Annotated in this window: 24 protein-coding genes; 14 read left to right on the top strand and 10 right to left on the bottom strand. The window is 56.8% G+C overall.

What is annotated here, in order from left to right; genetic code table 11:
* The first annotated feature begins 22 nt into the window (after window positions 1-22).
* The 3 genes from OAN307_RS11230 (at window position 23) to trpE (ending at window position 4,642) form a co-directional block, all read left to right on the top strand.
* Complete coding sequence (locus tag OAN307_RS11230; RefSeq protein ID WP_144055559.1) at window positions 23-1,213, top strand: aminotransferase; 1,191 nt, start codon at window positions 23-25, stop codon at window positions 1,211-1,213.
* A 78-nt stretch (window positions 1,214-1,291) separates the two neighbouring features.
* Window positions 1,292-3,136 (top strand): peptidylprolyl isomerase, encoded by a 1,845-nt coding sequence (locus OAN307_RS11225; RefSeq protein ID WP_015499865.1) that lies wholly within the window; start codon window positions 1,292-1,294, stop codon window positions 3,134-3,136.
* A gap of 3 nt (window positions 3,137-3,139) precedes the next feature.
* On the top strand, window positions 3,140-4,642 hold the full coding sequence (trpE, locus tag OAN307_RS11220) for an anthranilate synthase component I (RefSeq protein ID WP_044043576.1): 1,503 nt from the start codon (window positions 3,140-3,142) through the stop codon (window positions 4,640-4,642).
* Window positions 4,643-4,716: 74 nt separating this feature from the next.
* Here the strand turns inward: trpE and OAN307_RS11215 are convergent, their stop codons facing one another.
* A complete protein-coding gene (locus OAN307_RS11215; protein ID WP_015499863.1) occupies window positions 4,717-6,219 on the bottom strand; it encodes a divergent polysaccharide deacetylase family protein in 1,503 nt (500 codons plus the stop codon).
* 168 nt (window positions 6,220-6,387) lie between these two features.
* Between OAN307_RS11215 and OAN307_RS11210 the strand changes: the two genes are divergently transcribed.
* The 6 genes from OAN307_RS11210 to lexA all read left to right on the top strand — a co-directional run bounded on the left by OAN307_RS11210 (window position 6,388) and on the right by lexA (window position 11,454).
* The gene (locus tag OAN307_RS11210; protein WP_015499862.1) at window positions 6,388-6,981 is read left to right on the top strand and encodes an anthranilate synthase component II; all 594 of its coding nucleotides are present in this window, start codon (window positions 6,388-6,390) and stop codon (window positions 6,979-6,981) included.
* A complete protein-coding gene (gene trpD / locus OAN307_RS11205; protein WP_015499861.1) occupies window positions 6,978-7,991 on the top strand; it encodes an anthranilate phosphoribosyltransferase in 1,014 nt (337 codons plus the stop codon). Before OAN307_RS11210 ends, trpD begins: the two co-directional genes overlap by 4 nt.
* A gap of 205 nt (window positions 7,992-8,196) precedes the next feature.
* Window positions 8,197-9,003, top strand: coding sequence for an indole-3-glycerol phosphate synthase TrpC (gene trpC, locus OAN307_RS11200; protein ID WP_015499860.1), 807 nt, complete (start codon window positions 8,197-8,199; stop codon window positions 9,001-9,003).
* 12 nt (window positions 9,004-9,015) lie between these two features.
* Window positions 9,016-9,492 carry a cyclic pyranopterin monophosphate synthase MoaC gene (gene moaC / locus OAN307_RS11195; protein ID WP_015499859.1) on the top strand — a complete coding sequence of 159 codons (477 nt, stop codon included), beginning with the start codon at window positions 9,016-9,018 and terminating at the stop codon, window positions 9,490-9,492.
* Window positions 9,489-10,679, top strand: a complete 1,191-nt coding sequence (locus tag OAN307_RS11190; protein ID WP_015499858.1) for a molybdopterin molybdotransferase MoeA — start codon at window positions 9,489-9,491, stop codon at window positions 10,677-10,679. The genes moaC and OAN307_RS11190 overlap by 4 nt, the downstream gene beginning before the upstream one ends.
* A gap of 73 nt (window positions 10,680-10,752) precedes the next feature.
* A complete protein-coding gene (gene lexA / locus OAN307_RS11185) occupies window positions 10,753-11,454 on the top strand; it encodes a transcriptional repressor LexA (RefSeq protein WP_015499857.1) in 702 nt (233 codons plus the stop codon).
* On the opposite strand, the gene OAN307_RS11180 is transcribed toward lexA, so the two are convergent.
* Window positions 11,455-13,548: a ComEC/Rec2 family competence protein gene (locus OAN307_RS11180; RefSeq protein WP_015499856.1), complete on the bottom strand. Its 2,094-nt coding sequence runs from the start codon at window positions 13,546-13,548 to the stop codon at window positions 11,455-11,457.
* 83 nt (window positions 13,549-13,631) lie between these two features.
* Between OAN307_RS11180 and gltX the strand changes: the two genes are divergently transcribed.
* The 5 genes from gltX to OAN307_RS28945 all read left to right on the top strand — a co-directional run bounded on the left by gltX (window position 13,632) and on the right by OAN307_RS28945 (window position 17,718).
* Window positions 13,632-15,065: a glutamate--tRNA ligase gene (gene gltX, locus OAN307_RS11175; protein WP_015499855.1), complete on the top strand. Its 1,434-nt coding sequence runs from the start codon at window positions 13,632-13,634 to the stop codon at window positions 15,063-15,065.
* Window positions 15,066-15,162: 97 nt separating this feature from the next.
* A complete protein-coding gene (gene gltA, locus OAN307_RS11170) occupies window positions 15,163-16,455 on the top strand; it encodes a citrate synthase (RefSeq protein WP_015499854.1) in 1,293 nt (430 codons plus the stop codon).
* Window positions 16,456-16,510: 55 nt separating this feature from the next.
* Window positions 16,511-17,005, top strand: a complete 495-nt coding sequence (locus OAN307_RS11165) for a GNAT family N-acetyltransferase (protein ID WP_044043574.1) — start codon at window positions 16,511-16,513, stop codon at window positions 17,003-17,005.
* A gap of 382 nt (window positions 17,006-17,387) precedes the next feature.
* Window positions 17,388-17,600, top strand: a complete 213-nt coding sequence (locus OAN307_RS11160; RefSeq protein ID WP_044043573.1) for a hypothetical protein — start codon at window positions 17,388-17,390, stop codon at window positions 17,598-17,600.
* On the top strand, window positions 17,575-17,718 hold the full coding sequence (locus tag OAN307_RS28945) for a hypothetical protein (protein WP_187292570.1): 144 nt from the start codon (window positions 17,575-17,577) through the stop codon (window positions 17,716-17,718). The genes OAN307_RS11160 and OAN307_RS28945 overlap by 26 nt, the downstream gene beginning before the upstream one ends.
* Window positions 17,719-17,738: 20 nt before the next feature.
* Here OAN307_RS28945 and OAN307_RS11155 read toward each other — a convergent pair whose 3' ends face one another.
* The 8 genes from OAN307_RS11155 to murI all read right to left on the bottom strand — a co-directional run bounded on the left by OAN307_RS11155 (window position 17,739) and on the right by murI (window position 24,813).
* On the bottom strand, window positions 17,739-18,515 hold the full coding sequence (locus OAN307_RS11155) for an enoyl-CoA hydratase-related protein (protein WP_015499851.1): 777 nt from the start codon (window positions 18,513-18,515) through the stop codon (window positions 17,739-17,741).
* A gap of 99 nt (window positions 18,516-18,614) precedes the next feature.
* Window positions 18,615-19,061 carry a cytochrome c-type biogenesis protein gene (locus OAN307_RS11150; RefSeq protein ID WP_015499850.1) on the bottom strand — a complete coding sequence of 149 codons (447 nt, stop codon included), beginning with the start codon at window positions 19,059-19,061 and terminating at the stop codon, window positions 18,615-18,617.
* Window positions 19,058-21,106, bottom strand: coding sequence for a heme lyase CcmF/NrfE family subunit (locus tag OAN307_RS11145; RefSeq protein ID WP_015499849.1), 2,049 nt, complete (start codon window positions 21,104-21,106; stop codon window positions 19,058-19,060). The genes OAN307_RS11150 and OAN307_RS11145 overlap by 4 nt, the downstream gene beginning before the upstream one ends.
* An 88-nt stretch (window positions 21,107-21,194) precedes the next feature.
* Entirely contained in the window at window positions 21,195-21,770 is a 576-nt protein-coding gene (locus OAN307_RS11140) for a holin family protein (RefSeq protein WP_015499848.1), read from the bottom strand.
* Window positions 21,761-22,372: a holin-associated N-acetylmuramidase gene (locus OAN307_RS11135; protein WP_015499847.1), complete on the bottom strand. Its 612-nt coding sequence runs from the start codon at window positions 22,370-22,372 to the stop codon at window positions 21,761-21,763. Before OAN307_RS11135 ends, OAN307_RS11140 begins: the two co-directional genes overlap by 10 nt.
* Window positions 22,373-22,417: 45 nt before the next feature.
* On the bottom strand, window positions 22,418-22,909 hold the full coding sequence (locus tag OAN307_RS11130; RefSeq protein WP_015499846.1) for a cytochrome c maturation protein CcmE: 492 nt from the start codon (window positions 22,907-22,909) through the stop codon (window positions 22,418-22,420).
* A gap of 11 nt (window positions 22,910-22,920) precedes the next feature.
* Complete coding sequence (gene argC, locus OAN307_RS11125; RefSeq protein ID WP_015499845.1) at window positions 22,921-23,949, bottom strand: N-acetyl-gamma-glutamyl-phosphate reductase; 1,029 nt, start codon at window positions 23,947-23,949, stop codon at window positions 22,921-22,923.
* 54 nt (window positions 23,950-24,003) lie between these two features.
* Window positions 24,004-24,813 (bottom strand): glutamate racemase, encoded by an 810-nt coding sequence (murI, locus tag OAN307_RS11120; protein ID WP_015499844.1) that lies wholly within the window; start codon window positions 24,811-24,813, stop codon window positions 24,004-24,006.
* Window positions 24,814-24,867 lie beyond the last annotated feature (54 nt).

The raw sequence follows: 24,867 nt of genomic DNA, 5'->3' as shown, positions 1-24,867 counted from the left end.
GGCCCCCAGAAATGAGCCACGCATGACCCTCCCTCGAAACATATGCCGAAACACCCCGCGTACCGGCACCACGTTTTCGCCACCCGTCATGGAGGCGCGCCGCTGGTTGGATGGCGTCGATTTTAGCGCCCGCCCTCTTATTAACGTTAGCCAAGCCGCCCCCGTCGACCCCCCCCCTTTGGCGATGCGCCAAGCCATGGCGCGGATGATCGTCGAAGACGATGAAACCCATTTATATGGCCCCGTCCTTGGCCTGCCTGACTTGCGCGGCGAAGTCGCGGCGCAGTGGTCGCAGGCTTACGGTGGCACCATCACACCCGACAACGTCGCGATCACATCCGGCTGCAATCAGGCATTTGCAGCCGCGATTTCAACCCTGTGTGCTGAGGGCGACGAGGTCATTTTGCCTGTGCCGTATTATTTTAACCACCGCATGTGGCTTGATATGGCAGGCGTCACAACGGTGCCACTGGCCACGTCCGACGGCCTGATCCCCAGCGCGAACGATGCCGCAGCACTTATCACCGACAAAACCCGCGCCATTGCGTTGGTCACCCCGAATAATCCGGGCGGCGTGGAATATCCGGCGCAAACTGTGAAAGCCTTCGCAGACCTGGCCCGCAGCCACGATATCGCGTTGATCATTGACGAAACCTACCGCGATTTTGACAGCAGAACAGGCGCGCCGCATCCGCTCTTTGCGGACCCGAACTGGGACGACACGCTGATCCACCTTTATTCGTTTTCAAAGGCCTATCGTCTTACAGGACACCGTATCGGTGCCTTGATCACGTCATCAGAACGCTTGGCCGAAGTCGAAAAGTTCCTCGATACGGTCACGATATGCCCCAACCAACTGGGCCAACACGCTGCCCTGTGGGGCATGCGCAACTTGCGCGATTGGCTTGCCGGTGAACGCCGCGAAATTCTGGATCGCAGCGCCGCTATTGCGGACCATTTTCCACGGCTTGCAACCAAGGGATGGGTTTTGGAAGGCTGCGGCGCGTATTTTGCCTATATGCGCCATCCGTTTGATATGGCCTCTGATGCGCTGGCACAGGACCTCGTGAAACGCGCAGGCGTCCTCACGTTACCCGGAACCTTCTTTATGCCCGATGGTGGTGGACAGCAGCACTTGCGGATCGCGTTCGCCAATATGGATCGTGCGGGGATAACGGCATTGTTTGACCGTCTGGTGGTATATCAGCCCTAAGTCCGCTTGCACCCCGTCCACGCGCCGCCTATTCAGTTGCAAACGTAAATTCTGACTTAATATTTGGGCGATTGCATCATGGCTAAAGGCAAAACGAAAAACTTCTTCGTCTGGATCATTCTGGGCCTGCTGTTTGTGGGGCTCATGGGCTTTGGGGCATCCGGCCTGTCGGGCAACCTGCAATCCATCGGGGCGGTGGGTGACAAAACCCTGTCCGCACAGCGCTATTTCCAAGAATTGCAAACCCAGATCAGAATTGGCAGCTCCCAAGCAGGCCGCACAATTTCATTCCCCGAAGCCCAAAGCGCACAGCTTCCCGATCGTGCGTTGCAGATCGTGGTGGCAGAACGCAGCCTCGACAACGAAGCCGCTGTTCTTGGCCTGTCGGTCGGCGACAGCGTCGTCAGTCAACAGGTATTAGGCGACCTGAACTTTCGCGGCTTCGATGGGACCTTTGATCGCACAACCTACCGCGAAACACTGTCGCGCAACGGCATGAACGTGCGTGAATATGAAACTGGCCTGCGCGAAGGCGCGGCGCGCGCCTTGCTGCAAAGTGCGGTCTACGCCGGCGTCCCGGATCCAGCCACATATGGTGACACCGTTGCGAAGTTCGTGCGCGAGGGGCGCACGTTTACATGGGCACCACTGACCGCCACTGACATTGAAATCACCCTGCCAGAGCCAAGTGAGGCTGATTTACAGGCGCACTACGACGCCAATCCGGATATCTACACCAGCTTGGAAACCCGCGTGCTGCGCTTTGCGTGGATCACACCTGCGATGATCCAAGATGATATGCCAGTGGACGAAGATGAATTGCGCGCCGAATACGACGACCGCATTGACGAATTCGTGCAGGCCGAACGCCGCCTCATCGAACGTTTGATCTTCTCAAATGACGCCGCGGCGCAAACTGCACTTGATGCGATCAACGCGGGCGACACCACGTTCCCGCAATTGGTTGCCGATCGCGGCCTCAGCCTTGAAGACGTCGATGGCGGCGATGTCACGCTCGCTGAATTGGGCGACGCAGGTGCGGGTGTGTTTGCATCCCAAACCGGCGATGTGTCCGGCCCGTTCATGACTGATCTTGGCCCGGCCCTGTTTCGGATGAACGCGGTCCTCGCCGCACAAAATACCACGTTTGAGGACGCTTTGCCCGATTTGCGCGAAGACCAATCGGCCGCCCGTGCGCGCCGCGTGATCGAAGACCAGATTGACCCGATCACCAACTTGCTGGCTGGTGGCGCGTCTTTGGACAACTTGGTTGACCAAACCGACATGATATTGGGAAATCTCGACTATACCAACCAGACCACAAACGACATTGCCGCCTACGCCGCCTTTCATGACGTTGCCGCGACGCAAGACGTCAGTGATTTCCCCGAATTGGCGGACCTCGATGATGGCGGGTTGTTTGCCGTTGACGTGATCGAAGTGCGTGCACCGGCGCTGATCCCTCTGGATGACATCCGAGAACAGGTCGTTGCTGGCTGGGAAGCACAAGAAACCACCGCAGCGGTCATTGCGGCCGCCGAAAGCAAGCAGGCACAGTTGATGTCCGCAGTGCAGGACTTCGCATTCCTTGACCTCAACGCGATCCAAGACAACAACATCACGCGGCGTGGCTTTATCAATGGCGCACCAAGATCTTTCCTGACGGATGTGTTCGAAATGGCTATCGGCGACGTGCAAGTACTGCCCAATGGGGCCGGCGCAATCATCGTGCGGCTGGACGCAATCACAGCCGCCAACACATCTGACGAAGCCTACACTGCCGAAGTCGCTGCCGTCGCAGAAACGGCGGGCGAAGGCATCGCGCTGGACATTTATGAACTTTATAGTCGGACCGTCCAGTTGCGCACCGATGTGCAAGTCAACGAACAAGCACGCAACGCCGTTCACACGAATTTCCGCTAAATCATGACGCCCGATTTCGACACTTTCAAAGCGGGGTATGACGCAGGCGAAAGCCAGATCGTCTACACCCGTTTGACTGCCGATCTCGACACGCCGGTGTCCCTGATGTTGAAACTCACATCGGCAGGCAAACACGCGTTTTTGCTTGAATCCGTTACCGGTGGCGAAATTCGGGGCCGCTATTCCATTGTCGGTATGAAACCCGATCTGATTTGGGACTGTCACGGTACGCAAAGCCGCATCAACCGCGATGCGCGCTTTGATGATGATGGATTTGTGGATCAATCCGGTGATCCCCTCGATAATTTGCGCAACCTGATCGCTGAAAGCCGGATTGATTTGCCCGCCGACCTTCCAGCCGCCAGTGCTGGCCTGTTTGGGTACCTCGGCTATGATATGATCCGGCTGGTTGAACACCTGCCCAATATAAACCCCGACCCGCTTGGCCTGCCGGACGCTGTGATGCTGCGCCCGTCTGTTATGGCTGTGCTGGACGGCGTAAAAGGCGAAGTCATTCTGGTGGCACCTGCCTACGCAGCCTCAGGCCTGTCCGCCAAAGCCGCCTACGCGCAAGCCGGTGAACGGGTGATGGACGCACAGCGCGCGCTGGAATTGCCCGTTCCCTTAACCGAACGCGCCCTAGGCCACGCCGCCGACGTCCCCGACCCGGTGTCAAACTTCACCAAATCGGGTTACATGGACGCCGTTGAGCAAGCCAAAGACTACATTCGCGCGGGCGATATTTTCCAAGTCGTACCGTCGCAGCGCTGGACCCAAACCTACAGTGAACCGCCCTTTGCGTTGTATCGCAGCTTACGGCGCACCAACCCCTCGCCGTTTATGTTCTATTTCAACTATGGCGATTATCAGGTCATCGGTGCCAGCCCCGAAATTCTGGTCCGCGTGTTCGGCTCGGAAGTCACCATTCGCCCCATCGCAGGCACGCGGCCCCGCGGGGCAACGCCGGAAGAAGACAACGCATTCGAGGCCGATTTGCTGGCCGACCAAAAAGAGCTGGCTGAACATCTGATGTTGCTTGATCTGGGCCGCAACGACACTGGCAAAGTCTGCAAAGTCGGCACCGTGCGCCCAACCGAACAATTCATTGTCGAACGCTACAGCCACGTTATGCACATCGTGTCCAACGTCGTGGGTGAATTGGCCGACGACCAAGATGCGCTGTCAGCGTTCTTTGCCGGTATGCCAGCGGGCACAGTTTCCGGCGCGCCCAAGGTTCGCGCGATGGAAATTATCGACGAACTTGAACCTGAAAAGCGCGGACTTTACGGCGGCGGTTGCGGCTATTTTTCGGCCAACGGTGACATGGACATGTGCATTGCACTGCGCACCGCCGTGCTCAAGGGCGACCAGTTGTATATCCAGGCAGGCGGCGGTGTTGTCTATGACAGCAACCCCGAAGCTGAATACATGGAGACCGTGCACAAATCCAACGCGATCCGGCGCGCAGCAGCAGATGCGGCGATGTTCAGATCGGGCAATTCATAGCTCGGATTACACACACGCGATGTGCATAGGTTGTGCACGCGCGGTGTACGCTGTGTGCCACCCGTTTTTTGGCTTTACTGCGCGTTCAAAATCGCACTCAGCGGAACAATCGCAACTTGCTCATCTTGGTTGGCAGACCCCCATAGGATCAACGCCGAAATCGTGTCGGCCCGCACACGGCCCACCAGCACAACGCCGCTTTCCTGACGGGCGCGAAACGCTGCTTGATCCACGAACCGGCGCACCACACGCGCGTCCTGACCATCACTGTCTAGATCGCGGAACACCACCGCCACAGGCACACCCGCCTGTTCAGCGGCCCGTCCCGCCATGTTCAATCCTTGGCCAACAGTCACGAAACCACGCCCTTGCGATGCAAGAATATTCATCGCCTGATCGGCCAGGTTCCGATCCGAATGCAAGCCACCGTTACCGATATCAAGCACCGCAATCGATTCTGGCAAAGTACTGAAAACACTCTCGAATGTGATCTCCACATCGCTCGGCAATGCGCCCTTAGGCAGCTTGGCCAAAACCGCGACCTCAAATCCGTCATCGCGATACATCGCCATCAATGCGCGCGCGTCGTCCTGACCCGGATCAAGCGCAATCGTTACCGGAAACGACAACCCGGCCAAGGCTGCTGCCGCAGCCGACATGGACCCGTCATCAATCAAAACAATCGACAGCAGCGGCTTTGATCCAACGTCACCCGACGCGGCAGCGAAATCAACCAGCGCGTTCATCTGCGTGGCGGCCTCTGTTTCGCCCTGCGCAGCGACGGCTTCATCTTCTAAAGGTCGGCGAACAGTCACACCGCTCACGCGCTCACTCAGTAAGGTGTTTCCGCCGCCCTGCAAAAGTAGTCGCGGCACAACAGGCGGCTCCTCACTCGGGACAACAGCAGCCAAACCTTCATCTGCAGGCGGGTCTGCGGCGACGTCGTCAAGCCCCTCTGGTGCTGTATCGGAATTGGCCCCTAGATCCACCACGAACGTGTCGTTAGCCGGCTGCACGGGAACTTCCAAAGCCGTTGGTTCGTCCACAACAACAAAACCCTCATCCACCTCAGGTTCAACCACGACGGTCGGCGGCGCGGGAGTGGTCGAAATGGTCAAATCCGCCTCACTCACAGGTGTTTCTGGCGCCAACGACTGCGGGTTTGGCAACACCGGATCAACGGGTTGGGCCAGCACAATGGCGTTTTCTGGGGCATCCGGCGCGGTCATCGCACCCTCAATCGACAAACCTTCAGGCTCATCAAGCGGGTCAGTATCTGCCCGCGGCGCTTGGGTTTCTGGCGTCGAAAGTTGCGGCGCACCGGGGTCCACAATCGCCGCCTCGCCGTCGGGCAAATCCGGTGCCTGTGGTTCTTGAATGGAAAGACTACCAACCGGCGTTGACGGCGTGCGCACCTCGACTGCGTCAGTCGCGACGGGGGCCACCATTGGTGCCTCAACCAAGGGCGCCTCAGGTGGTGTCACTCCTGCGGGCAGCTCGCTCACAACGGATGCAACGCCCAAGCCCAGTGTGGACACCAAACAGCCAGTAAAAATTCCACCTATCACTCCACGCATACGCTCGTCACCTCTTTTGTCCGTCCCAACCAGCCTCTTGTGGGCCAGCTTGGGGTGCAATGCAGCCCTTGACGCAACTTGCGCTCCGGCCCATGTATGGCGACACTATACAAGGGGCGTTGACGCGAAAGTAGCCCCAATTTAACCCATCCAAAAGGTGGCAATTCCATGCTTCTCTTGATCGATAACTATGATAGTTTCACGTACAATTTGGTGCATTATTTCGGCGAACTTGGTGTGGATGTTGTCGTAAAACGCAATGACGCGATTGATGTTGAGACGGCAATGGGCATGGGCGCATCCGGCATTGTGCTGTCGCCCGGGCCCTGCGACCCCGCGCAAGCTGGCATTTGTCTAGCGCTTACCAAAGCCGCCGCCGAAACCAAAACCCCGCTGATGGGCGTGTGCCTTGGTCATCAGACCATTGGCGAAGCATTTGGCGGCAACGTTGTGCGCTGCCACGAAATTGTCCATGGGAAAATGGGCACGATGCATCACAGCGGCAAGTCAGTGTTTAAAGGCCTGCCCACCCCGTTTGAGGCAACGCGCTATCATTCCCTCACGGTTGATCGCGACACGCTGCCCGATTGTCTGGAAATCACCGCCGAACTTAGCGATGGTACGATCATGGGCTTGCGACACCGCGAATTGCCGATCCACGGCGTGCAATTTCACCCCGAAAGCATTAAGTCCGAACACGGTCACGCGATGCTGCAAAACTTCCTGAACACGATGCCCACAAAACCGAAAGTCCCAGCATGAGCGATATGATGAAACCCCTGATCTATGCCGCCTCAGAAGGCCCGCTCAGCCGTGCACAAGCGGAAATGGCATTCGACGCCCTATTTGAAGGTACTGCGACACCTTCCCAAATCGGCGGTCTGTTGATGGCGATGCGCGCACGCGGCGAATCTGTTGCCGAATACGCCGCAGCAGCCAGCGCCGTGCGCGCCCGCTGCGTGCCCGTCAACGCCCCTGAGGGTGCGATGGACATCGTTGGCACAGGCGGGGACGGCAAAGGCACGCTCAACATTTCAACCGCCACCGCCTTTGTGGTCGCGGGCGCAGGCGTGCCCGTCGCCAAACACGGCAACCGCAATCTGTCATCGCTGTCAGGTGCTGCAGACGCACTTGGGGAAATGGGTGTCAATGTCATGGTCGGCCCAGATGTGGTCGAACGCTGCATTGCGCAGGCGGGTATCGGTTTTATGATGGCCCCGATGCATCATCCCGCGATCAAACACGTGATGCCCACCCGCCAGGAATTGGGCTGCAAAACAATTTTCAACATACTGGGGCCACTGACCAATCCGGCAGGTGTCAAACGCCAACTGACAGGGGCCTTTGCGATTGATTTGATTTTCCCAATGGCCGAAACCCTCAAAGAACTGGGGACGGACGCCGCTTGGCTTGTCCATGGATCAGACGGCACAGACGAAATCACGATCTGCGGCACGACGTCTGTGGCGGCCCTGTCGCAGGGGATGATCACCGCGCGCGAAGTCCATCCCGAGGACGCGGGACTGCCCGTGCATCCGTTCCACGCTATTTTAGGCGGCTCACCCGCAGACAACGCCAAAGCCTTCCGCGCCCTGCTGAACGGGGCCCCCTCCGCGTATCGCGACGCGGTGCTGCTCAACGCCTCCGCCGCATTGCTGGTGGCGGGAAAGGTCGAAGGCCTTAAGGCCGGTGTGGAAATGGCCAAAGAAAGCATCGACAGCGGTGCCGCCAAAACAGCCATCGAGACACTCGCCAAAATCACCCAAGGCTAAAGTTAAAGACCCCTTCACCCGTCTTTATTTAAAAATATCCTAGGGGTGTCCGCAAGACGGGGGCAGCGCGCGCCCGCAACATCCCCCTCGCGGCACCACACATCGCCCTAAACATCGCCGCGCAGCGCAAAATTTGTACAAATTTTCCCGCCGCCCGCGGCACGCGCAATTGCACCCGCCAGCCAGCGGCGCTAACAATGCATCTATGGATATCCTAGACAAAATCAAAGCCTACAAACTCGACCATATTGCTGCTTGTAAACAGGCACGCCCACTGGCCGATCTGGAAATCACCGCCCGCGCCGCGTCCCCGACGCGTGGCTTTGCTGATCGCCTGATCAACGCCGGTCGCGAAGGTTATGGCCTGATCGCAGAGATCAAAAAGGCGAGCCCCTCCAAAGGCTTGATCCGCGCAGATTTTAACCCGCCCGAACTGGCCATTGCCTACGCACTTGGTGGTGCCACCTGTCTAAGCGTGCTGACCGACGGTCCGTCCTTCCAAGGCCACGATGAGTTCCTGACCGCAGCGCGCGACGCTGTTGACCTGCCAGCCCTGCGCAAAGACTTCATGTATGATCCCTATCAGGTCGTCGAAGCCCGCGCCCTTGGGGCCGATGCGATCCTGATCATCCTCGCCACCGTCAGCGACGCACAGGCCGCTGAACTGGAAGCCGCAGCGCTGGATTGGAAGATGGATGTCCTGCTCGAAGTCCACAACGAGGCGGAACTGGACCGCGCCAGCGCCCTCAAATCCCCCTTGATGGGCATCAACAACCGCAACCTCAACACGTTCGAAACCACTTTGGACACCACGCGCACCCTGTCGCGTCTGGTCCCTGCCGACCGCACAATCGTTTGCGAAAGCGGGCTGAACACCGCTGCTGACTTAGCGGACATGGCGCGCTATGGTGCGCGCAGTTTCCTTATCGGCGAAAGCCTGATGCGCCAAGACGACGTGGCCGCCGCCACCCGCAGATTGCTGGCCAGCCCAGACATCATGGGTGGTATGTAAGTGGCTGAAAAGATGCACGATAAGCTAAGCCATTTTGACGCACAGGGACAGGCGCACATGGTCGATGTGTCCGCCAAAGACGTGACATCGCGCATCGCAACTGCCGTCGCTTGGATTAAGATGTCACCTGAAACGCTGGCCCATGTTACCGCAGGCACTGCAAAAAAGGGTGATGTGCTTGGCATCGCCCGTATTGCGGGTATTCAAGGCGCAAAAAAGACATCGGACCTGATCCCGCTGTGTCACCCACTGGCGATCACAAAGGTTGCGGTAGATCTGACGCCCGACCCCACGCTCCCCGGTGTGCGCATACAAGCGACAGTTAAAACCACCGGACAAACCGGTGTCGAAATGGAGGCCCTTACCGCGGCCTCAATCGCCGCCCTCACGGTCTATGACATGCTGAAGGCGGCGCAAAAAGACATGGAAATCGGCGGGCTGCGTGTGACCCTGAAAGACGGCGGTAAATCCGGCCGTTTTGCGCAATGATCACCGTTGAACAGGCGCAGGCGCTATGCCTCGCGCTTGTCCAAACCGGACCAACAGAAACTGTCGCGCTTGCTGATGCCCATGGCCGCACTCTGGCGGACCCTGTGCAGGCCAAACGTGACCAGCCACCGTTCCCCGCCTCTGCGATGGATGGATATGCGATCCGCAGCAGCGACGCAAAGGTCAGTGCCACCCTCACGGTCATCGCGGAATCTGCGGCGGGGCACGGTTGGGGCGGCACAGTCAAAACCGGTCAAGCGGTGCGTATCTTTACCGGTGCACCAGTGCCACGCGGCGCGGAACAAGTCGTTATTCAGGAAAATGTGACCCGCACTGACGACACGATCAGCCTTGGCACCGACGCGATGAATAACAATAATATCCGCCAACAAGGTGCTGACTTTACAAAGGAATTTATATTTGAGGCGCCACGAAAGCTGACGCCTTCCGACCTCGCGCTCATTGCGGCGATGAACCACGCGACCCTGCGCGTGACCCGCCGCCCGAAGGTCGCGCTGATATCCACAGGTGATGAACTCTTGATGCCAGGCGGCAATCCTGCGCCCGATCAAATCATCGCATCAAACGTCTTTGCGCTGCGGGCGATGCTGCGAGACGCTGGGGCAAATCCCAACATCCTGCCGATCGCGCTGGACACGCCGGATGCCCTTGATGCGATCCTGCAACAGGCCAGCGATTGGGGGGCGGACATCATCGTCACCATCGGCGGCGCGTCGGTGGGTGATCATGATCTCGTGGCGCCCGCGTTGGACCGCTTTGGCGTGACCCGCAGCTTTCACAAGATCGCAATGCGCCCCGGCAAACCGCTGATGGCGGGCGCGAAGGGCACAACGGCCTTCCTCGGACTGCCGGGGAATCCGGTGTCTGCTGTGGTCTGTGGCTATCTATTCCTCTTGCCGATGGTGCGCCGCGCCCTTGGCCAATCGGACGTCCTTCCACGCGGCGTAACTGCCCGCCTTGATGCGCCACTACCCGCCGGTGGGCCGCGCGCCCATTATATGCGTGCGCACTATAGCGAAGGTGAAAACACCCGCACAGTCACCGCGTTCGACAAGCAAGACAGTTCTATGCTGACCGTCTTGGCCGAGGCCAATTGCCTGCTGCTGCGCCCGATAGATCACCCCGCCAAAGCGGTGGACGATCCGGTAACAATCTACCCGATCTAAATAGAACAGATTGACACAAAACGAGAACAAGGCTAGAACATTCCCAAGGAAATTGTGTTGAGGGAGAGCGCATATGCTCACAAAGAAGCAACTTGATCTGTTAGAATTCATCCAAAAACGCGTCGCCCGCGATGGTGTCCCGCCAAGCTTTGATGAAATGAAAGAAGCCCTTGATTTACGGTCTAAATCCGGTATTCACCGCCTGATTACTGCGCTTGAGGAACGTGGATTTATCCGCCGCCTCGCGCACCGTGCCCGCGCCCTTGAAATTGTGAAACTTCCCGACGCATTGCAGACCAAGCTTGATGCGGCATCCGGTTTTAATCCGCGCGTGATTAATGGCGACCGCCCAGGCAACCGCCCACGTGCTGCGCAATCGCTTGAAACTGGCGGTGCTATTGAACTGCCGGTGATGGGTCGCATTGCTGCGGGTGTGCCAATCGCCGCTATTTCTGAGATCAGCCACAATGTGTCTGTTCCGGCGTCCATGGTTGGCAAAGGTGAACATTACGCCCTCGAAGTTAAAGGCGATTCAATGATCGACGCGGGGATCAATGACGGCGATGTCGTGGTGATCCGTGAGACCTCGACCGCGCAGACCGGTGATATCGTCGTGGCTTTGGTGGAAGACGCGGAAGCCACGCTGAAACGCTATCGTCGCAACGGCAACACCATCGCACTTGAGGCGGCGAACCCTGCCTATGAAACCCGTCTGTATCGCGATGATCAGGTCAAGGTTCAGGGCTGTTTGGTCGGCCTTATTCGAACGTATTAATTAGTCCCACGCTTGCGCGAACAGGGTCATCAAAAGCCGGTCGCGCTGGCGTACGGATGCGGTGTTCCAAATCCGCTCTCCTGTGTGGTCGCGCACTGAGATCAGGTGTAATTTCCCCGACAAGACCCATCCCGCCATCGCGCCCGTTTCGCGCAGGCGCACCGCGTCGTAAACCTCACATCCTGCCATATCGCCCATTTCCTGATTGGTGATCACGATATCAGCGCCGCCACAGCCGTCAATCGCCGCCAACGCCGTGGCGCCGCGCAGGTTCAACACCCGCGTTCCTGCCACCGTCACTGACACCGCGCGGCCCCGTTCCAACAATCCATCGCGCGCGTAGGCCACCCATTGTTCAACGGGTGCGCCATCATTTTCTAGCCAACTGTCTGCGGCAAACGACTCACCACTCTCCTTTGACACATCGCGGCCAGTTTCGGTCATCACTCCGATCAAAGACCCCGAATCTGCGATCAACACCGCCGGACGCTCCGCCACCTGCCAAAGCGCGAACCCCAAGATCACTGGCGCCACGCCTGCCAACCTGATCGATCCGCGCCACTGCACCACAAATATCCCCCCCAATGCGATCAGCGCCAAAACCTCGGGCCCCGGTGTCACCACATGTCGCAATGCACCGTCCTGACCGGCGACAAAATGTGCCACACCCAAAATCCAGCGCAGGCCAAGATCCATCACCCAAAGCCCGATCATTTCTAACCCAAGGGGCGCAAGGAGTGCGGCCAAGACCGCCGCAGGCATCACCAACGTGCCCATCAAAGGCACCGACATCAGGTTCGCAATCAGTCCAAGCTGCGCGATTTGATTGAAATGAAACGCCGCAAACGGTGCTGTCGCCAACCCCGCCACCAACGACGAAATAAACACCGCCCCAATGGATTTTGCCCATCGTGGTACGCGCGGCAGGTCTAACTGGCGCATCACACCGAACACAGCGACCAAGGCTGTCGTGGCAGCGAATGACATCTGAAACCCTGGGCCAAACAGGGCTTCGGGCAGCAACGTCAGCACGATCAACGCCGCAATTGCGACGGCCCGCAACGTCAGGGCACGACGGTCAAACAAAACCGCAACCAACATCACTGCAACCATGACGAATGCGCGTTCCGTTGACACATTGCCGCCCGACAACGCCAGATATCCAGCAGCCGCGACCAGCGCACCGTTGGCGGCGATTTTCTTTGTCGGCCAGCGCAGTGCAGCCGATGGCCACAGCGCGAATCCATAGCGCAACGTCGCGAATATGAACGCAGCCAAAATGCCCATATGCATGCCAGAGATTGCTAACAAATGCGCCAGATTGAACGCCCGAAGCGCTGTCAAACTGTTCTGCCCTATACCGGATCGGTCCCCCGTCATGATCGCGGCGGCAAAGGCCCCTGATTCACCTTCCAATCGGTCCTGCACCCCACGACTGATGGCGACCCTTTGACGATAGACCCACAGACCCGCAGACCCCTCACTGGCCACAGCCCCTAATAAAACAGGGGTGCGCGTATAGCCGACAGCACCAAGCCCTTCGAACCACGCCATGCGCTGGAAATCAAAACCACCCGGTTCTACTGGGCCCGATGGTGGCGACAGATGTCCCGTCATCAACACCACCTGCCCTGGTTCCGGCGTGATAAACCCTTGATCGCCATGCAGCGAAATCCGCACTGATGCGGGTGTGTGTGCGGCGTCCATCCGCGCCAACACCACACGATCAAGCGTCAACCGCACCGCGTCTGATACGGATCGGTCAATTTCAATGATGCGTCCTTGGATGGGGCCATAATACCGAAACCCCAACACCGGCTCTGCCACGACGTTCGCGCGCAGTCCGGCCAGCCCAAATCCCGCCAAAAGCAACGCCATACCAACCACGATGATGCGCAGGCCATCGGGCAAAAGCCGCTGCACAGCAATCCCGAACAGCCCGAACCCCAGCACCATAATACAGGTGATCGCCGCAGGTTCGCTCTGCGCTGCGAAGTAGCCACAAATCCCGAGGCCCAGCACAACAGGTGTCCAACCGAACAGATGACCGCGCTGCGCACCGAGTTGTGCCCAAAGGTCGTGCAGCTTGCGCACTGGTTATTCCCTCACGTTGTTAGTATTCCCCGCAGCAGCCCGCCAACGTAACAAAATGGTGGTTAGCAAAAGGTTAAGTTTCCATGCCAACGTCCAATTCTGAAGCCCAAGTCGTCACCCGTTTCGCCCCCTCGCCAACGGGGGCGCTGCACATCGGCGGCGCACGCACGGCGCTGTTCAACTGGCTTTACGCACGCGGGCGTGGCGGTAAATTCTTGCTGCGGATTGAAGACACCGACAAGGCACGATCCACGGATGAAAACACGCAGGCGATCCTTGACGGGCTAACATGGCTAGGCCTTGATTGGGACGGCGAACCGACGTCGCAGGCCGCAGCTGCCAATCGCCACGCGGACGTCGCGCACCGCATGCTTGCCGATGGGCATGCCTACAAATGTTTCGCCACCCAAGATGAGATTGAAGCGTTCCGCGAGAATGCGCGCGCCAACAAGGTCTCAACCCTCTATCGTTCCCCGTGGCGCGATGTCGTGGACGCCGACCACCCCGATCTGCCGTTTGTTGTCCGGATCAAAGCAATTGGCTTAGAACACGATGGTCAATTTTTCGCCGACTTCATTTATGATGAAGTCCAAGGAAAGGTCGTATACCATCCACATCTATTGGATGACATAGTCCTATTGCGATCTGACGGGTCGCCAACATACATGTTAGCCGTCGTAGTCGACGATCACGACATGGGAGTGACCCACGTAATTCGGGGAGACGACCACCTCGGAAACACTTCACGACAGAAGATGATATATGATGCTATGAGTTGGAAAATGCCCATTTGGGCCCACATACCGCTAATTTTTGGGCCCGATGGCAAAAAGCTATCCAAACGCCACGGTGCGACGGGTGCGTCCGAATATCAGGCCTTGGGCTATCCAGCCGCTGGCATGCGTAACTATTTGACCCGTTTGGGCTGGTCACACGGCGACGATGAATTTTTCAGCGATGCGCAGGCGCTTGACTGGTTTGATTTCGGTGGCATCGGCAAAAGTCCCGCGCGATTTGATACCAAAAAGCTCGAAAACCTGTGCGGTCAGCATATCGCTGTGACCGACGATGCTGCACTGCTGCATGAACTTGCGGCATTTCTGGCGGTGACAGATGCAAATGCGCTAACGGCCACCCAGAGTGACGCCATGTTGCAGGCCATGCCAAGTCTGAAAGAGCGCGCGAAGACATTTCCGGAACTGATTGATAAAGCGCACTTTATCTTAACTTCGCGGCCGATTGCCATTGATGAAAAGCCTGCCAAATCGCTTGACGATGTACACAAAGGTATACTGGCAGAATTGACGCCGCAGCTGCAAACTGTTAGCTGGACGCGAGACGAACTTGAGGGGAGCGTGGCCGCCCTCGCGCAGGCCCATGACACCAAACTCGGCAAACTTGCTGGTCCGCTGCGCGCGGCACTTGCAGGTCGCGCTGTATCCCCTTCGGTCTTCGATATGATGCTGGTCCTTGGACGCGACGAAACTATCTCTCGCATTAAGGACGCCACTTGCTGAAACACTTTTGATACCTTTCTTAGGTAACGCAAAGTGAACCGGAACACCGCTGACGCTGCTTGGGTCACCCAAGGGCGTGCCTTAAAAGGGAAAAAACATGGCTGATCAGAAAACTGCAACGCTGACGATTGATGGCAAATCCTATGAGTTGCCTATTCTTTCCCCGACCGCTGGGCCGGATGTCATCGATATTCGCAAACTTTATAGTCAAGCGGGCGTGTTTACTTATGATCCGGGTTTTACGTCGACTGCAGCCTGCGACAGCACAATTACGTTCATTGACGGCGATAAAGGCGAATTGCTGCACCGCGGCTACCCGATTGACCAGCTGGCCGAAAAATCCCACTACCTCGAGGTGTGTTTTGCGCTGCTTTACGGCGATCTTCCGTCCGCTGACGAGCTGGAAAAGTTTGAACGCCTCGTCACGAACCACACAATGATCCACGAACAGATGCACATGTTCTTTCGGGGCTTTCGCCGCGATGCGCATCCTATGGCGACGATGGTCGGCGTGGTTGGGGCGATGTCAGCGTTTTATCACGACAGCACAGACCCTAACGATCCGCACCAGCGCGAAGTGGCGTCCATCCGTCTGATCGCTAAAATGCCGACGATTGCAGCAATGGCGTACAAATATTCCATTGGCCAGCCATTCGTTTACCCGCGCAATGACCTCGATTATGCGTCCAATTTCTTGAATATGTGTTTCAGCGTTCCGGCAGAAGACTACAATGTGAACCCGATCCTTGCGCGCGCAATGGACCGTATTTTTACGCTGCATGCGGATCATGAACAAAATGCATCGACGTCGACTGTGCGCCTTGCGTCATCATCAGGTGCCAACCCGTTTGCCTGTATTGCCGCTGGAATCGCTTGTCTTTGGGGTCCCGCACATGGTGGCGCGAACCAAGCCTGCCTCGAAATGCTCAAGGAAATTGGCACAGTCGATCGCATTCCTGAATTCATTGCGCGCGCAAAAGACAAGAACGACAGCTACCGTCTGATGGGCTTTGGCCACCGCGTTTACAAAAACTTCGATCCGCGCGCCACTGTGCTGAAACAATCCGCCGACGAAGTGCTCGAATTGATGGGCGTGCACGACAACCCGCTTCTTCAGGTCGCGATGGAGCTTGAAAAACAAGCGCTCGCTGATCCCTACTTTGCTGAGAAAAAGCTGTTCCCGAACGTGGACTTCTATTCCGGTATCATCCTCGAAGCGATGGGTTTCCCGACGTCGATGTTCACACCAATCTTCGCATTGGCGCGCACCGTTGGCTGGATTTCGCAGTGGAAAGAACAGCTTGACGATCCACAGCTGAAAATTGGGCGGCCCCGTCAGCTGTATATGGGTGAAACGGCCATTAACTATGTGGATATTGAAGACCGTTAATTTGACTGGACGATTGACCAAAGGGCTTCCAAGATCATCTTGGGGGCCTTTTGATATGTTGCACACCGAAAGACTGATTTTGCGCGGTGGACAAGCCGGCGATCTTGAAGATATGTTAGCGATCTATTCAGATCCACGGGCGATGCAATACTGGTCCACCGCGCCACACGCAGACCCAAGTGTGACGCAGGACCTCCTGAAGCGCCGTGTGGCCCACTGGGACAGCTCAAGAACAAATTTCCAAATCGAATGGAAAAACCGTGTCATAGGCAACGCGGGCAATTTTTGGCGCAATGAAATCGGTTTCATCCTGCACCCCGACCATTGGCGCAAAAGCATCATCACCGAAGCGATGGACGCAATCATCCCGCATTTGTGGACCAACACGGATCACATTGCAATGACCGCAGATGCTGACCCGCTCAACATCGCCTCAGTCAGCCTGCTCACCTCCCTTGGGTTCAGGGAAACGCACCGCGCCGAGCGCACATTTTGTATCAATGATGTGTGGTCTGATAGCGTCTACTTCGCGCTGCAGCGACCTGCATAAGCACTGTGTTGATTTTAGAAACTGTTTGTTTCCCAGTTGCTGCTAACGCTCTCAGATTCACTTGATGTTATTTAATTATTATCGATTCACGTCTTCGGGGACGGTATTATGGGAATTCTTCTCGCGCTTTTGGTTGCATTGGGTCTTGGGGCACTTGTCTGAGGTGGCAGAGATGACGAACCGATGATACGTCACCGGACGAAGCAATCGATCCAGATGGCCCACCTGTGGCCACCGAGGGGGATGACACCGTTGTCCTGAAAGGCACTGCCAGTATTTTGATGGCGGCGCTGATAACGACATCATCGAAGGCGGCTTTGATGATCTTGACGGCGGCTCCAGCAACGACTCGCTTTCGGGTGGCGACGAGGACGGCGATACATTGTTCACCAATTGGACCCTGAGCGGATCTGACGCCGATACCAGTGAACACAACTTGATCGGCGGTGCCGGTGATGCTGGGTTTAATGAATTCATCCTTGGCGATTGGATCAAGACGGGAAATATTGCCCTCATGACAGATTTCGACACCTCCGAACACATCATTGTGGTGTTTGTGGCGGACGACAATGCCGAAGCCAAAACACCACAATGATGGCGCCGGCCTTCTGATTTCGATCGACGGAGCGCTGGTGGCGCGGATTCAGGGCATGTTTGATGCGATCAACTGGCTGGTCGCCAATGTCTTCACGTCGATCTATACGCCTGCTTAACGGTCGCGAAACAGCTTGACCTAGCGCCCCTCGTAGTTCGCGGGGCGCTTTTCCATAAACGCTAGAACGCCTTCTTGGAAATCGCGGGTCTTGCCGCATTCCCCTTGCAGGCGCGCTTCCATGGCGAGTTGTTGATCCAGCGTGTTTTCAAACGATCCCCGCATCGCTGTTTTGACACGTTGATAGGCCGCTGTAGGCCCTTTGGCCAAATGCAGCGCACGAGATGCCACGTGAGTGTCGAAATCTTTCAGCGGCACAGCCTCATAGATCATGCCCCAATCAGCGGCTTGGCGTCCGGTGATCTTGTCGCCAAACAGCGCAACCCCCATCGCCTTGGCCGCCCCCATCTGACGCGGCAACCAATACGTACCACCCGCATCGGGGATCAGGCCAATTCGGGTAAATGCCTGAATGAAGTAGGCTTCTTCGGCGGCAATCACCACATCCGCCGCCAGCGCAAGGTTCGCACCCGCCCCCGCAGCCGCACCGTGCACCGCGCAGATCGTTGGAATTTTACACTCAAATATCGCTTTGAGCATCGGCACATATTCGTCGCGTAGCGTACGTTCCAGATCAAGGTTCGTAGCATTGCCGCTGTCGCCTAAATCCTGACCGCTGCAAAACGCATCCCCCGCACCACCGATGACCAACACGCGGGCGTCACGCTGCGCCGCCTTCACCGCGTGGGTGATTTCAGCGCGCATTTGTACGTTCAACGCGTTCTTCATGGCTGGGCGGTTCAGCGTTAATGTGGCGACATTGTTGGCAGTCTCAAGCTGGATAACGGCGTATTCCATGGGGCGTCCTTCAAGAATTATGTTGCGCCCACCCTAGTGAACTGTGCGGTATAGAAAAGCCCAAACGCCGCGGCAGACGACCTGCGCGAACCTGCAATGTTACTTGCCCATAATATCATAGAGGCGTTTTTGTTCATCCATGTTTAAGGCATCGGGCCCAGCCGCACGCGACCGCCCCCTGATCGTCACAACTGCAATGGCACCCGCTAGCAGCAGCATGAACGGCGCGGCGAACCACAGCAAAATATTTACCCCTGCAACCCGCGGGTTTAGTAGGATATATTCACCGTAACGATCCACCAGAAATTGCATCGCCTGCGAGTCAGTATCGCCTGCGACCAGCCGTTCGCGCAGCAAAAGCCGCAGGTCACGGGCAATGTCTGCATGACTTTCATCAATGCTTTCATTGCGACACACAGGGCAGCGCAGATCTGCAGACAGCGCGCGGGCGCGAATTTCAAGCGCGGCGTCGTCCAGCACCTCATCCGGTTGAACAGCTGCCAAGGGCGCGGCCAAAAGACAAAAGATAAGAACGAGCCACTTCATTCTGCCGGTACCGGTTTTGCAGTGGGTTTCTCAACGGATTTCGCGGCCCCCGCAGCAACCCGCAGCCGCCTGTCGCTGAGAGAGATGAAGCCACCCAGCGCCATCAAAATCGCACCACCCCAAACCCAATTTGCAAAAGGTTTGATGTAGGTACGCACGGCCCAGCCACCGCCAGTTTGCCGATCACCCAGCACAACATAAACGTCGCGCAGGATGCCATTACGAATCCCCGCTTCGGTTGTTGGCATCTGTGCCACTGGATAGATGCGTTTCTCCGCAAAGACCTTCCCAACGTCACGCCCATTGCGGATGACAGTGATTATACCGCCTTCGCCAAAATAATTTGGCCCTTCAATATCGACCACGTCGGTCAATTCGATTTCATGAATTCCAACCTGCCAGCGATCCCCGATTTGGGCGACGCGAATGTCTTCGTCTTCCCATGCAAGCAATGCGGCCACTGCAAAAACCGTAACCCCCATACCGGCGTGGGCGGTGAATTTACCCCAATCAGCACGCGGCAAACGGATCAAACGTTTCACCCGATCTTCCAGCGCACCGCGCCCCGTGCGCAGCCACAAATCCATGGCGGCACCACCAACGACCCAAATTCCAAGGGCGACGCCGATCGGCCCCATAGCGGACCGTCCTGTCTGCACCGCATACGCCAGCAAACCGCAGGCAATCGCCAGGGCAGCAACTGGTGCCATGGATTTGGCGGCCCGCGCCAGACTGCCACGTTTCCATGCCAGCACCGCACCAATCGGTAGGACGAGCGTGAGCGGTACAAAAATAAGCGTGAAAGCAAAGTTGAAAAACGGTGGCCCGACCGACACCTGTTCGGGTCGATCAAACAATCCTATGGCGTAAAACGGGTTGGTCATTCCCCCGCCCCACACCGCATTAGCCGACGCAAGTTCGACAACCAACGGCCAAATCGTGCCCCAGAACACTACGAAACAGGACACCGCCAAAAGCACATTGTTCGACACAATGGCGGTTTCACGACTGACCAGACCAAACACACCTTTGGATTCCATCGATCCGGCACGAAGAGCGAACAGCAGCAAACCGCCGCCAACGAAAAACGCGAGGATCATTAGAATGAACACGCCGCGTTCGGGGTCATTGGCGAAAGCATGTACGGATGTCAGAACGCCGGATCGCACGATAAACGTGCCAAGTAATGAAAACCCGAATGCAAGAATTGCCAGCAGAATTGTCCACGCCTTCAGGCTCTCGCGTTTCTCCACAACGATGGCCGAATGCAGCAGTGCTGCGGCAAGTAGCCACGGCATCAAGGACGCGTTCTCAACAGGGTCCCAGAACCAAAAGCCACCCCAGCCCAGTTCATAATACGCCCACCATGACCCCAGCGCAATGCCGATGGTCAGGAATATCCACGCCGCCAAAGTCCACGGGCGCACCCATCGTCCCCAGGCGGCATCAACGCGCCCTTCGAGCAAGGCGGCAATCGCAAACGAAAACGACATGCTTAGCCCGACGTAGCCCAAATACAAAAACGGTGGGTGAAACGCCAATCCGGGGTCCTGCAAAAGTGGGTTCAGATCACGCCCGTCGAAGGGTGGAAATTCCAGCCGTTCGAACGGGTTTGATGTAAATAATATAAACGCGTAAAAAGCGACACTGACCGACGCCTGCACACCCAAAACGCGGGCGCGCAAACTGGAAGGCAGGTTACCGCCAAACCAGCTGGCACAAGCGCCAAACAGCACCAAAATAAGCTGCCACAGCAGCATCGACCCTTCGTGATTGCCCCAAACTCCCGATATCTTATACAGCATAGGTTTAGCCGAATGGCTGTTCGACGCCACTAATTTGACGGAAAAGTCAGACACCACAAACGCATAGGTAAGTGCCGCAAAGCTCACGCCGACAAGCAGCAATTGCACCACCGCTGCAGGGTCCGCCAACGCCATCCAGCCGCGCCACCCCATATGCGCGCCTACCAATGGCACGACCATCTGCACGACCCCTACAAGGGCCGCCAGAATCAACGCGAAATGTCCAAGCTCAGTAATCATGGTCGCACTATAGTCAGCCCTGCCAATGCTGCCAGCGAAACCGCCCCACCCAAGCGGGGCGAAACGTCACGGTTGTGTCACAAGCAAGTTACCGCTGGCTGCTTTGCCAGTCCACCAGCGCTGGATTGTCTGTTGGTGCCAAAGCCCCCAGCGTCAGATCAGCCGACGGCGCGCTTTGCGCCACCTGCGGCGTGTCCGCGCGCAACGCCCGCAGCGCGCGCGTGTTTTCCACAACGGTCGGAACACGCGCCAATGTCTGTGCGATGGAGCGTTGAAAATCCTGACTGTGCGCCTGATGGCGCGCACCGAAATAGAAGCTGACGATCGCGCCCATCAACCACCACAACGGATCAGGCACCAGCGAAATACCCTGCATTCGCGTTGAAAACCAAACCGGATCGGCCATCGCCACGACGAACAATCCAATGGTGCCAAATGCCAACAACGGACGTGGCAAACGGTTCAACGCATCCATGAACCGATTAAAACCGCCATGTCGTTGAACCGCAAACTCAGACGCAAACTGGCGCATGGATTGTTGTTTGATGTCCGCCTGTCTGACGGCGGCTCCTTCGGCGTTTTCGCGAAACACCTGTGCAGTTTCGACGATCACATTGCGACCATTCCCGAATATCGAACCAAAGATGCGTTCAATCAAACCCATTTTGCAGTCCTTTCGCGATGCTGATCGTGGCTTAGGTGATAGCGGAGCGAAATAAATTCTTCTGCCCGCGTGATCCAGCCGCCCTTACCGCCGTCCAAACGCCGTGCAAATTTGCGACTGGCAGGGCGCGCATCGGCCAAAGAATAATAATAATTCCGCCGCGCAATACCGTAGGCATCGACGAAATGATCAACTGCCGCAGCCATACCCTGCTGCACGCCCGCAATAGTCTGTGGCCCGATCACCCCGTCCACGGTGACGTCAATCCGCATGTCCCGCAATAAACGCTGCAAAATCCGCACCGCGTTCGATCCGGCATTAACATACATGTCAAACACCGATGCATGCAGCTCTGCTGGGAGATCACGAATACGCGGCCGTTCAAAGTAATGTTCGATAAAAATGGCCACAGCCTGTTCGCGCGACAACACACGCACGTCTTGTTCGTTCACTTGGCCGTTTCGATCCAGATCAAGCCCCAAGCGGCGCATCGTGTGGATCGTCACGCCAAAATTCGTGGCCCCTCCCGGATCGTCAGGATCATTCACATAGCCCCCCTCACGGGCGACAATTTCCTCGGCAATTTGACTAACATCGTTCATCATAACATCCCCATGCATTTGAACATGGAGAGTGCAATTAAATTGTTAACCGCTGGTGGTGGCACCGTACGTTGCGTCAACTTCAGTGGCATCGAGAGGGTCACAAAAATTCTGCGCCTCTTGCATATTCACAACCTCGGCAGGCATGTATGTTTCATCATGTTTTGCAAGAATTTCAACGGCTTCAAAGGTACCATTAATGTAATGCCCTTGACCAACCATGCCCTGACCTTCTTCAAACAGGCTTGGCAATATATCGTTGAACGTCACTGGCACAATGTTCCAGCAATCCGTGACAATAAACGACACCTCAAGCCCCTCACCACGCACAATCGATCCGTCCTGCACCATGCCGCCAATGCGAAACAGCTCCGTTTCTTTCGGCGGTTCGGTCACGACCTCTGTGGGAGATCGGAAAAACTGAAAAGAGTCATTCGGCAACAAAGCGAGGATAACAAATACCCCCGCAATCGCCACGAACGACACCACAAGCACCTGTTTTCGACGCGTTTTCTTCAGATTCTTGAAACCGGACATGACGTGCGCTCCTAAGGAAACAACGGGGCCATCGTCAACCCCAACGTTTCAGGTAGATTTAACATCAGATTGGCGTTCTGCAATGCCTGTCCGCTTGAACCTTTCGTGAGGTTGTCGAGCGCTGCAATCACAATCGCTCGCCCGTCGCGCCGATCAGCAACAACACCGACATGACAGAAGTTTGATCCACGAATATGACGGATACTGGGATGTTCGCCAATGGGCAGAACCTCAATGAACGGCTCATCTTCGTATTGCTTTTTCATTACGTTGTGAAGGGTTTGCGCGTCACCTTTCACGTAAACAGTCGCCAGAATTCCTCGGTTTGCAGGAATCAAATGCGGTGTGAATTGCACCTCTACGGGCCGCCCCGCAATCGCGCTGAATTCTTGATCCAGCTCCCCCAAATGGCGGTGGGTGCCGCCAACCGCATAGGCGTGCGCACCCTCGGATAATTCTGCATGCAGCAGGTTTTCCTTTAACGACCGCCCCGCGCCGGACACCGCACAGGCAAGATCGATGATAATTTCGTCCAGATCGATAACCCCAGCCGCAATCAAAGGTCGCAGAGCAAACTGCGCTGTCGCGGCGTTACACCCCGTACCTGCCACCAGCCGCGCACTCGCTATCTCATCGCGGTAAAACTCTGTTAGGCCGTAAACAGCCTCCTTTTGCATCTCCAACGCAGCATGAGGATTGCCGTACCACTTTTCATAGGCTGCGGGATCACGCAGCCGGAAATCTGCACTAAGATCAACAATCTTCAGCGTTTTCGGAAGCTTAGAGATCACGTCTTGGCTGGTTTTATGCGGCAAAGCGCAAAACACCAAATCAATACCGCTGAAATCCACATCTTCAATCGTGCTTAAAACCGGCAAGTCCAGATGCCGCAAATGTGGGAACACTTGCGCCATGCTTTGTCCGGCTTTCGAATTGCCCGACAGCGCAGAAATCTCAATCGACGGATGACCAGCAATCAGACGCACAAGTTCGGCGCCAGTGTACCCAGACGCCCCAAGGATCGCAATTTTATAATTCATTTCAACACCCTAGCGCTGACATATCAGCGTATATCTTCATCACATTTAACTGGTTCAAGCCGCTTCAAACGTGATCTGTCGTCGCAAGAACTGCGTCGCGCGGTCGCTGACCCGCTTTGGGTCGCCCGACGTCAGGAACTTTGACGTACCGCCACCTGCCATTTCTGGCCGACGCTGCAAATAATCGGCGAGGCTGTCGGCGACCAGATCGGCCTGACTGAACACCTTCACATCCGCGCCAAGGGCAGTCTGAAACGCATCCTGCATCATTGGGTAATGCGTGCAGCCCAAGACAGCGGCGTCCGGCTCCGGCATCTTGCGCTTTAACGCATCCACATGGCTGCGCACCAAGGCTTCGGCCAAGATCATGTCGCCTTCTTCGATCGCATCAACCACGCCACCGCAGGCCTGTCCTTCAACATCTACACCAATGGCGCGAAACGCCAATTCGCGCTGGAATGCGCGGCTCGACACAGTCGCAGGCGTCGCGAACAACGCCACATGTTTTACACCCACTTCGCGCGGCGGGGAATTGTCCCCCCATGACCGTTCCGTCATGGCCTCAATTAGGGGCACAAAAACCCCCAAAACTCGTTTGTCTTTTGGAACCCAACTTTCTTGCATGCGCCGCAAAGCCGCTGCTGACGCAGTGTTGCAGGCCAAAATTACCAGATCGCAGCCCGCATCAAACAACGCTTGGGTTGCCGCCGTGGTGAGGTTGTAAATATCATCTGCAGTGCGCACACCGTAGGGCGCATTTGCGCTGTCGGCATAATATACAAAAGGCACATCCGGCAGGCGCTGTTGTACCGCATCCAATACGGTTAATCCGCCCAAACCACTGTCAAAAATGCCAACTGCCATCTGCCTTACCTTTGCTTCTTCTGCACGCACATCCCGTGGATTGCGTTCTACGTG

The sequence above is a fragment of the Octadecabacter antarcticus 307 genome (genome assembly GCF_000155675.2).
In the GTDB taxonomy this organism is placed as follows: domain Bacteria; phylum Pseudomonadota; class Alphaproteobacteria; order Rhodobacterales; family Rhodobacteraceae; genus Octadecabacter; species Octadecabacter antarcticus.
Note: the sequence above shows the minus strand (reverse complement) of the source record. Positions and strands in the feature narration are given on the sequence as shown.

Excerpts from the sequence above, each read along its gene's own strand:
- OAN307_RS11145 (WP_015499849.1), bottom strand. The coding sequence starts at position 21,106 with ATGATTACTGAGCTTGGACATTTCGCGTTGATTCTGGCGGCCCTTGTA.
- OAN307_RS11150 (WP_015499850.1), bottom strand. The coding sequence starts at position 19,061 with ATGAAGTGGCTCGTTCTTATCTTTTGTCTTTTGGCCGCGCCCTTGGCA.
- OAN307_RS11190 (WP_015499858.1), top strand. The coding sequence starts at position 9,489 with ATGATCACCGTTGAACAGGCGCAGGCGCTATGCCTCGCGCTTGTCCAA.
- OAN307_RS11135 (WP_015499847.1), bottom strand. The coding sequence starts at position 22,372 with ATGAACGATGTTAGTCAAATTGCCGAGGAAATTGTCGCCCGTGAGGGG.
- OAN307_RS11130 (WP_015499846.1), bottom strand. The coding sequence starts at position 22,909 with ATGTCCGGTTTCAAGAATCTGAAGAAAACGCGTCGAAAACAGGTGCTT.
- trpE (WP_044043576.1), top strand. The coding sequence starts at position 3,140 with ATGACGCCCGATTTCGACACTTTCAAAGCGGGGTATGACGCAGGCGAA.
- OAN307_RS11215 (WP_015499863.1), bottom strand. The coding sequence starts at position 6,219 with ATGCGTGGAGTGATAGGTGGAATTTTTACTGGCTGTTTGGTGTCCACA.
- OAN307_RS11165 (WP_044043574.1), top strand. The coding sequence starts at position 16,511 with ATGTTGCACACCGAAAGACTGATTTTGCGCGGTGGACAAGCCGGCGAT.
- trpC (WP_015499860.1), top strand. The coding sequence starts at position 8,197 with ATGGATATCCTAGACAAAATCAAAGCCTACAAACTCGACCATATTGCT.
- OAN307_RS11155 (WP_015499851.1), bottom strand. The coding sequence starts at position 18,515 with ATGGAATACGCCGTTATCCAGCTTGAGACTGCCAACAATGTCGCCACA.
- OAN307_RS28945 (WP_187292570.1), top strand. The coding sequence starts at position 17,575 with ATGCCGAAGCCAAAACACCACAATGATGGCGCCGGCCTTCTGATTTCG.
- argC (WP_015499845.1), bottom strand. The coding sequence starts at position 23,949 with ATGAATTATAAAATTGCGATCCTTGGGGCGTCTGGGTACACTGGCGCC.
- lexA (WP_015499857.1), top strand. The coding sequence starts at position 10,753 with ATGCTCACAAAGAAGCAACTTGATCTGTTAGAATTCATCCAAAAACGC.
- OAN307_RS11210 (WP_015499862.1), top strand. The coding sequence starts at position 6,388 with ATGCTTCTCTTGATCGATAACTATGATAGTTTCACGTACAATTTGGTG.
- OAN307_RS11225 (WP_015499865.1), top strand. The coding sequence starts at position 1,292 with ATGGCTAAAGGCAAAACGAAAAACTTCTTCGTCTGGATCATTCTGGGC.
- gltX (WP_015499855.1), top strand. The coding sequence starts at position 13,632 with ATGCCAACGTCCAATTCTGAAGCCCAAGTCGTCACCCGTTTCGCCCCC.
- trpD (WP_015499861.1), top strand. The coding sequence starts at position 6,978 with ATGAGCGATATGATGAAACCCCTGATCTATGCCGCCTCAGAAGGCCCG.
- OAN307_RS11140 (WP_015499848.1), bottom strand. The coding sequence starts at position 21,770 with ATGGGTTTGATTGAACGCATCTTTGGTTCGATATTCGGGAATGGTCGC.
- gltA (WP_015499854.1), top strand. The coding sequence starts at position 15,163 with ATGGCTGATCAGAAAACTGCAACGCTGACGATTGATGGCAAATCCTAT.
- murI (WP_015499844.1), bottom strand. The coding sequence starts at position 24,813 with ATGGCAGTTGGCATTTTTGACAGTGGTTTGGGCGGATTAACCGTATTG.
- moaC (WP_015499859.1), top strand. The coding sequence starts at position 9,016 with ATGCACGATAAGCTAAGCCATTTTGACGCACAGGGACAGGCGCACATG.
- OAN307_RS11230 (WP_144055559.1), top strand. The coding sequence starts at position 23 with ATGACCCTCCCTCGAAACATATGCCGAAACACCCCGCGTACCGGCACC.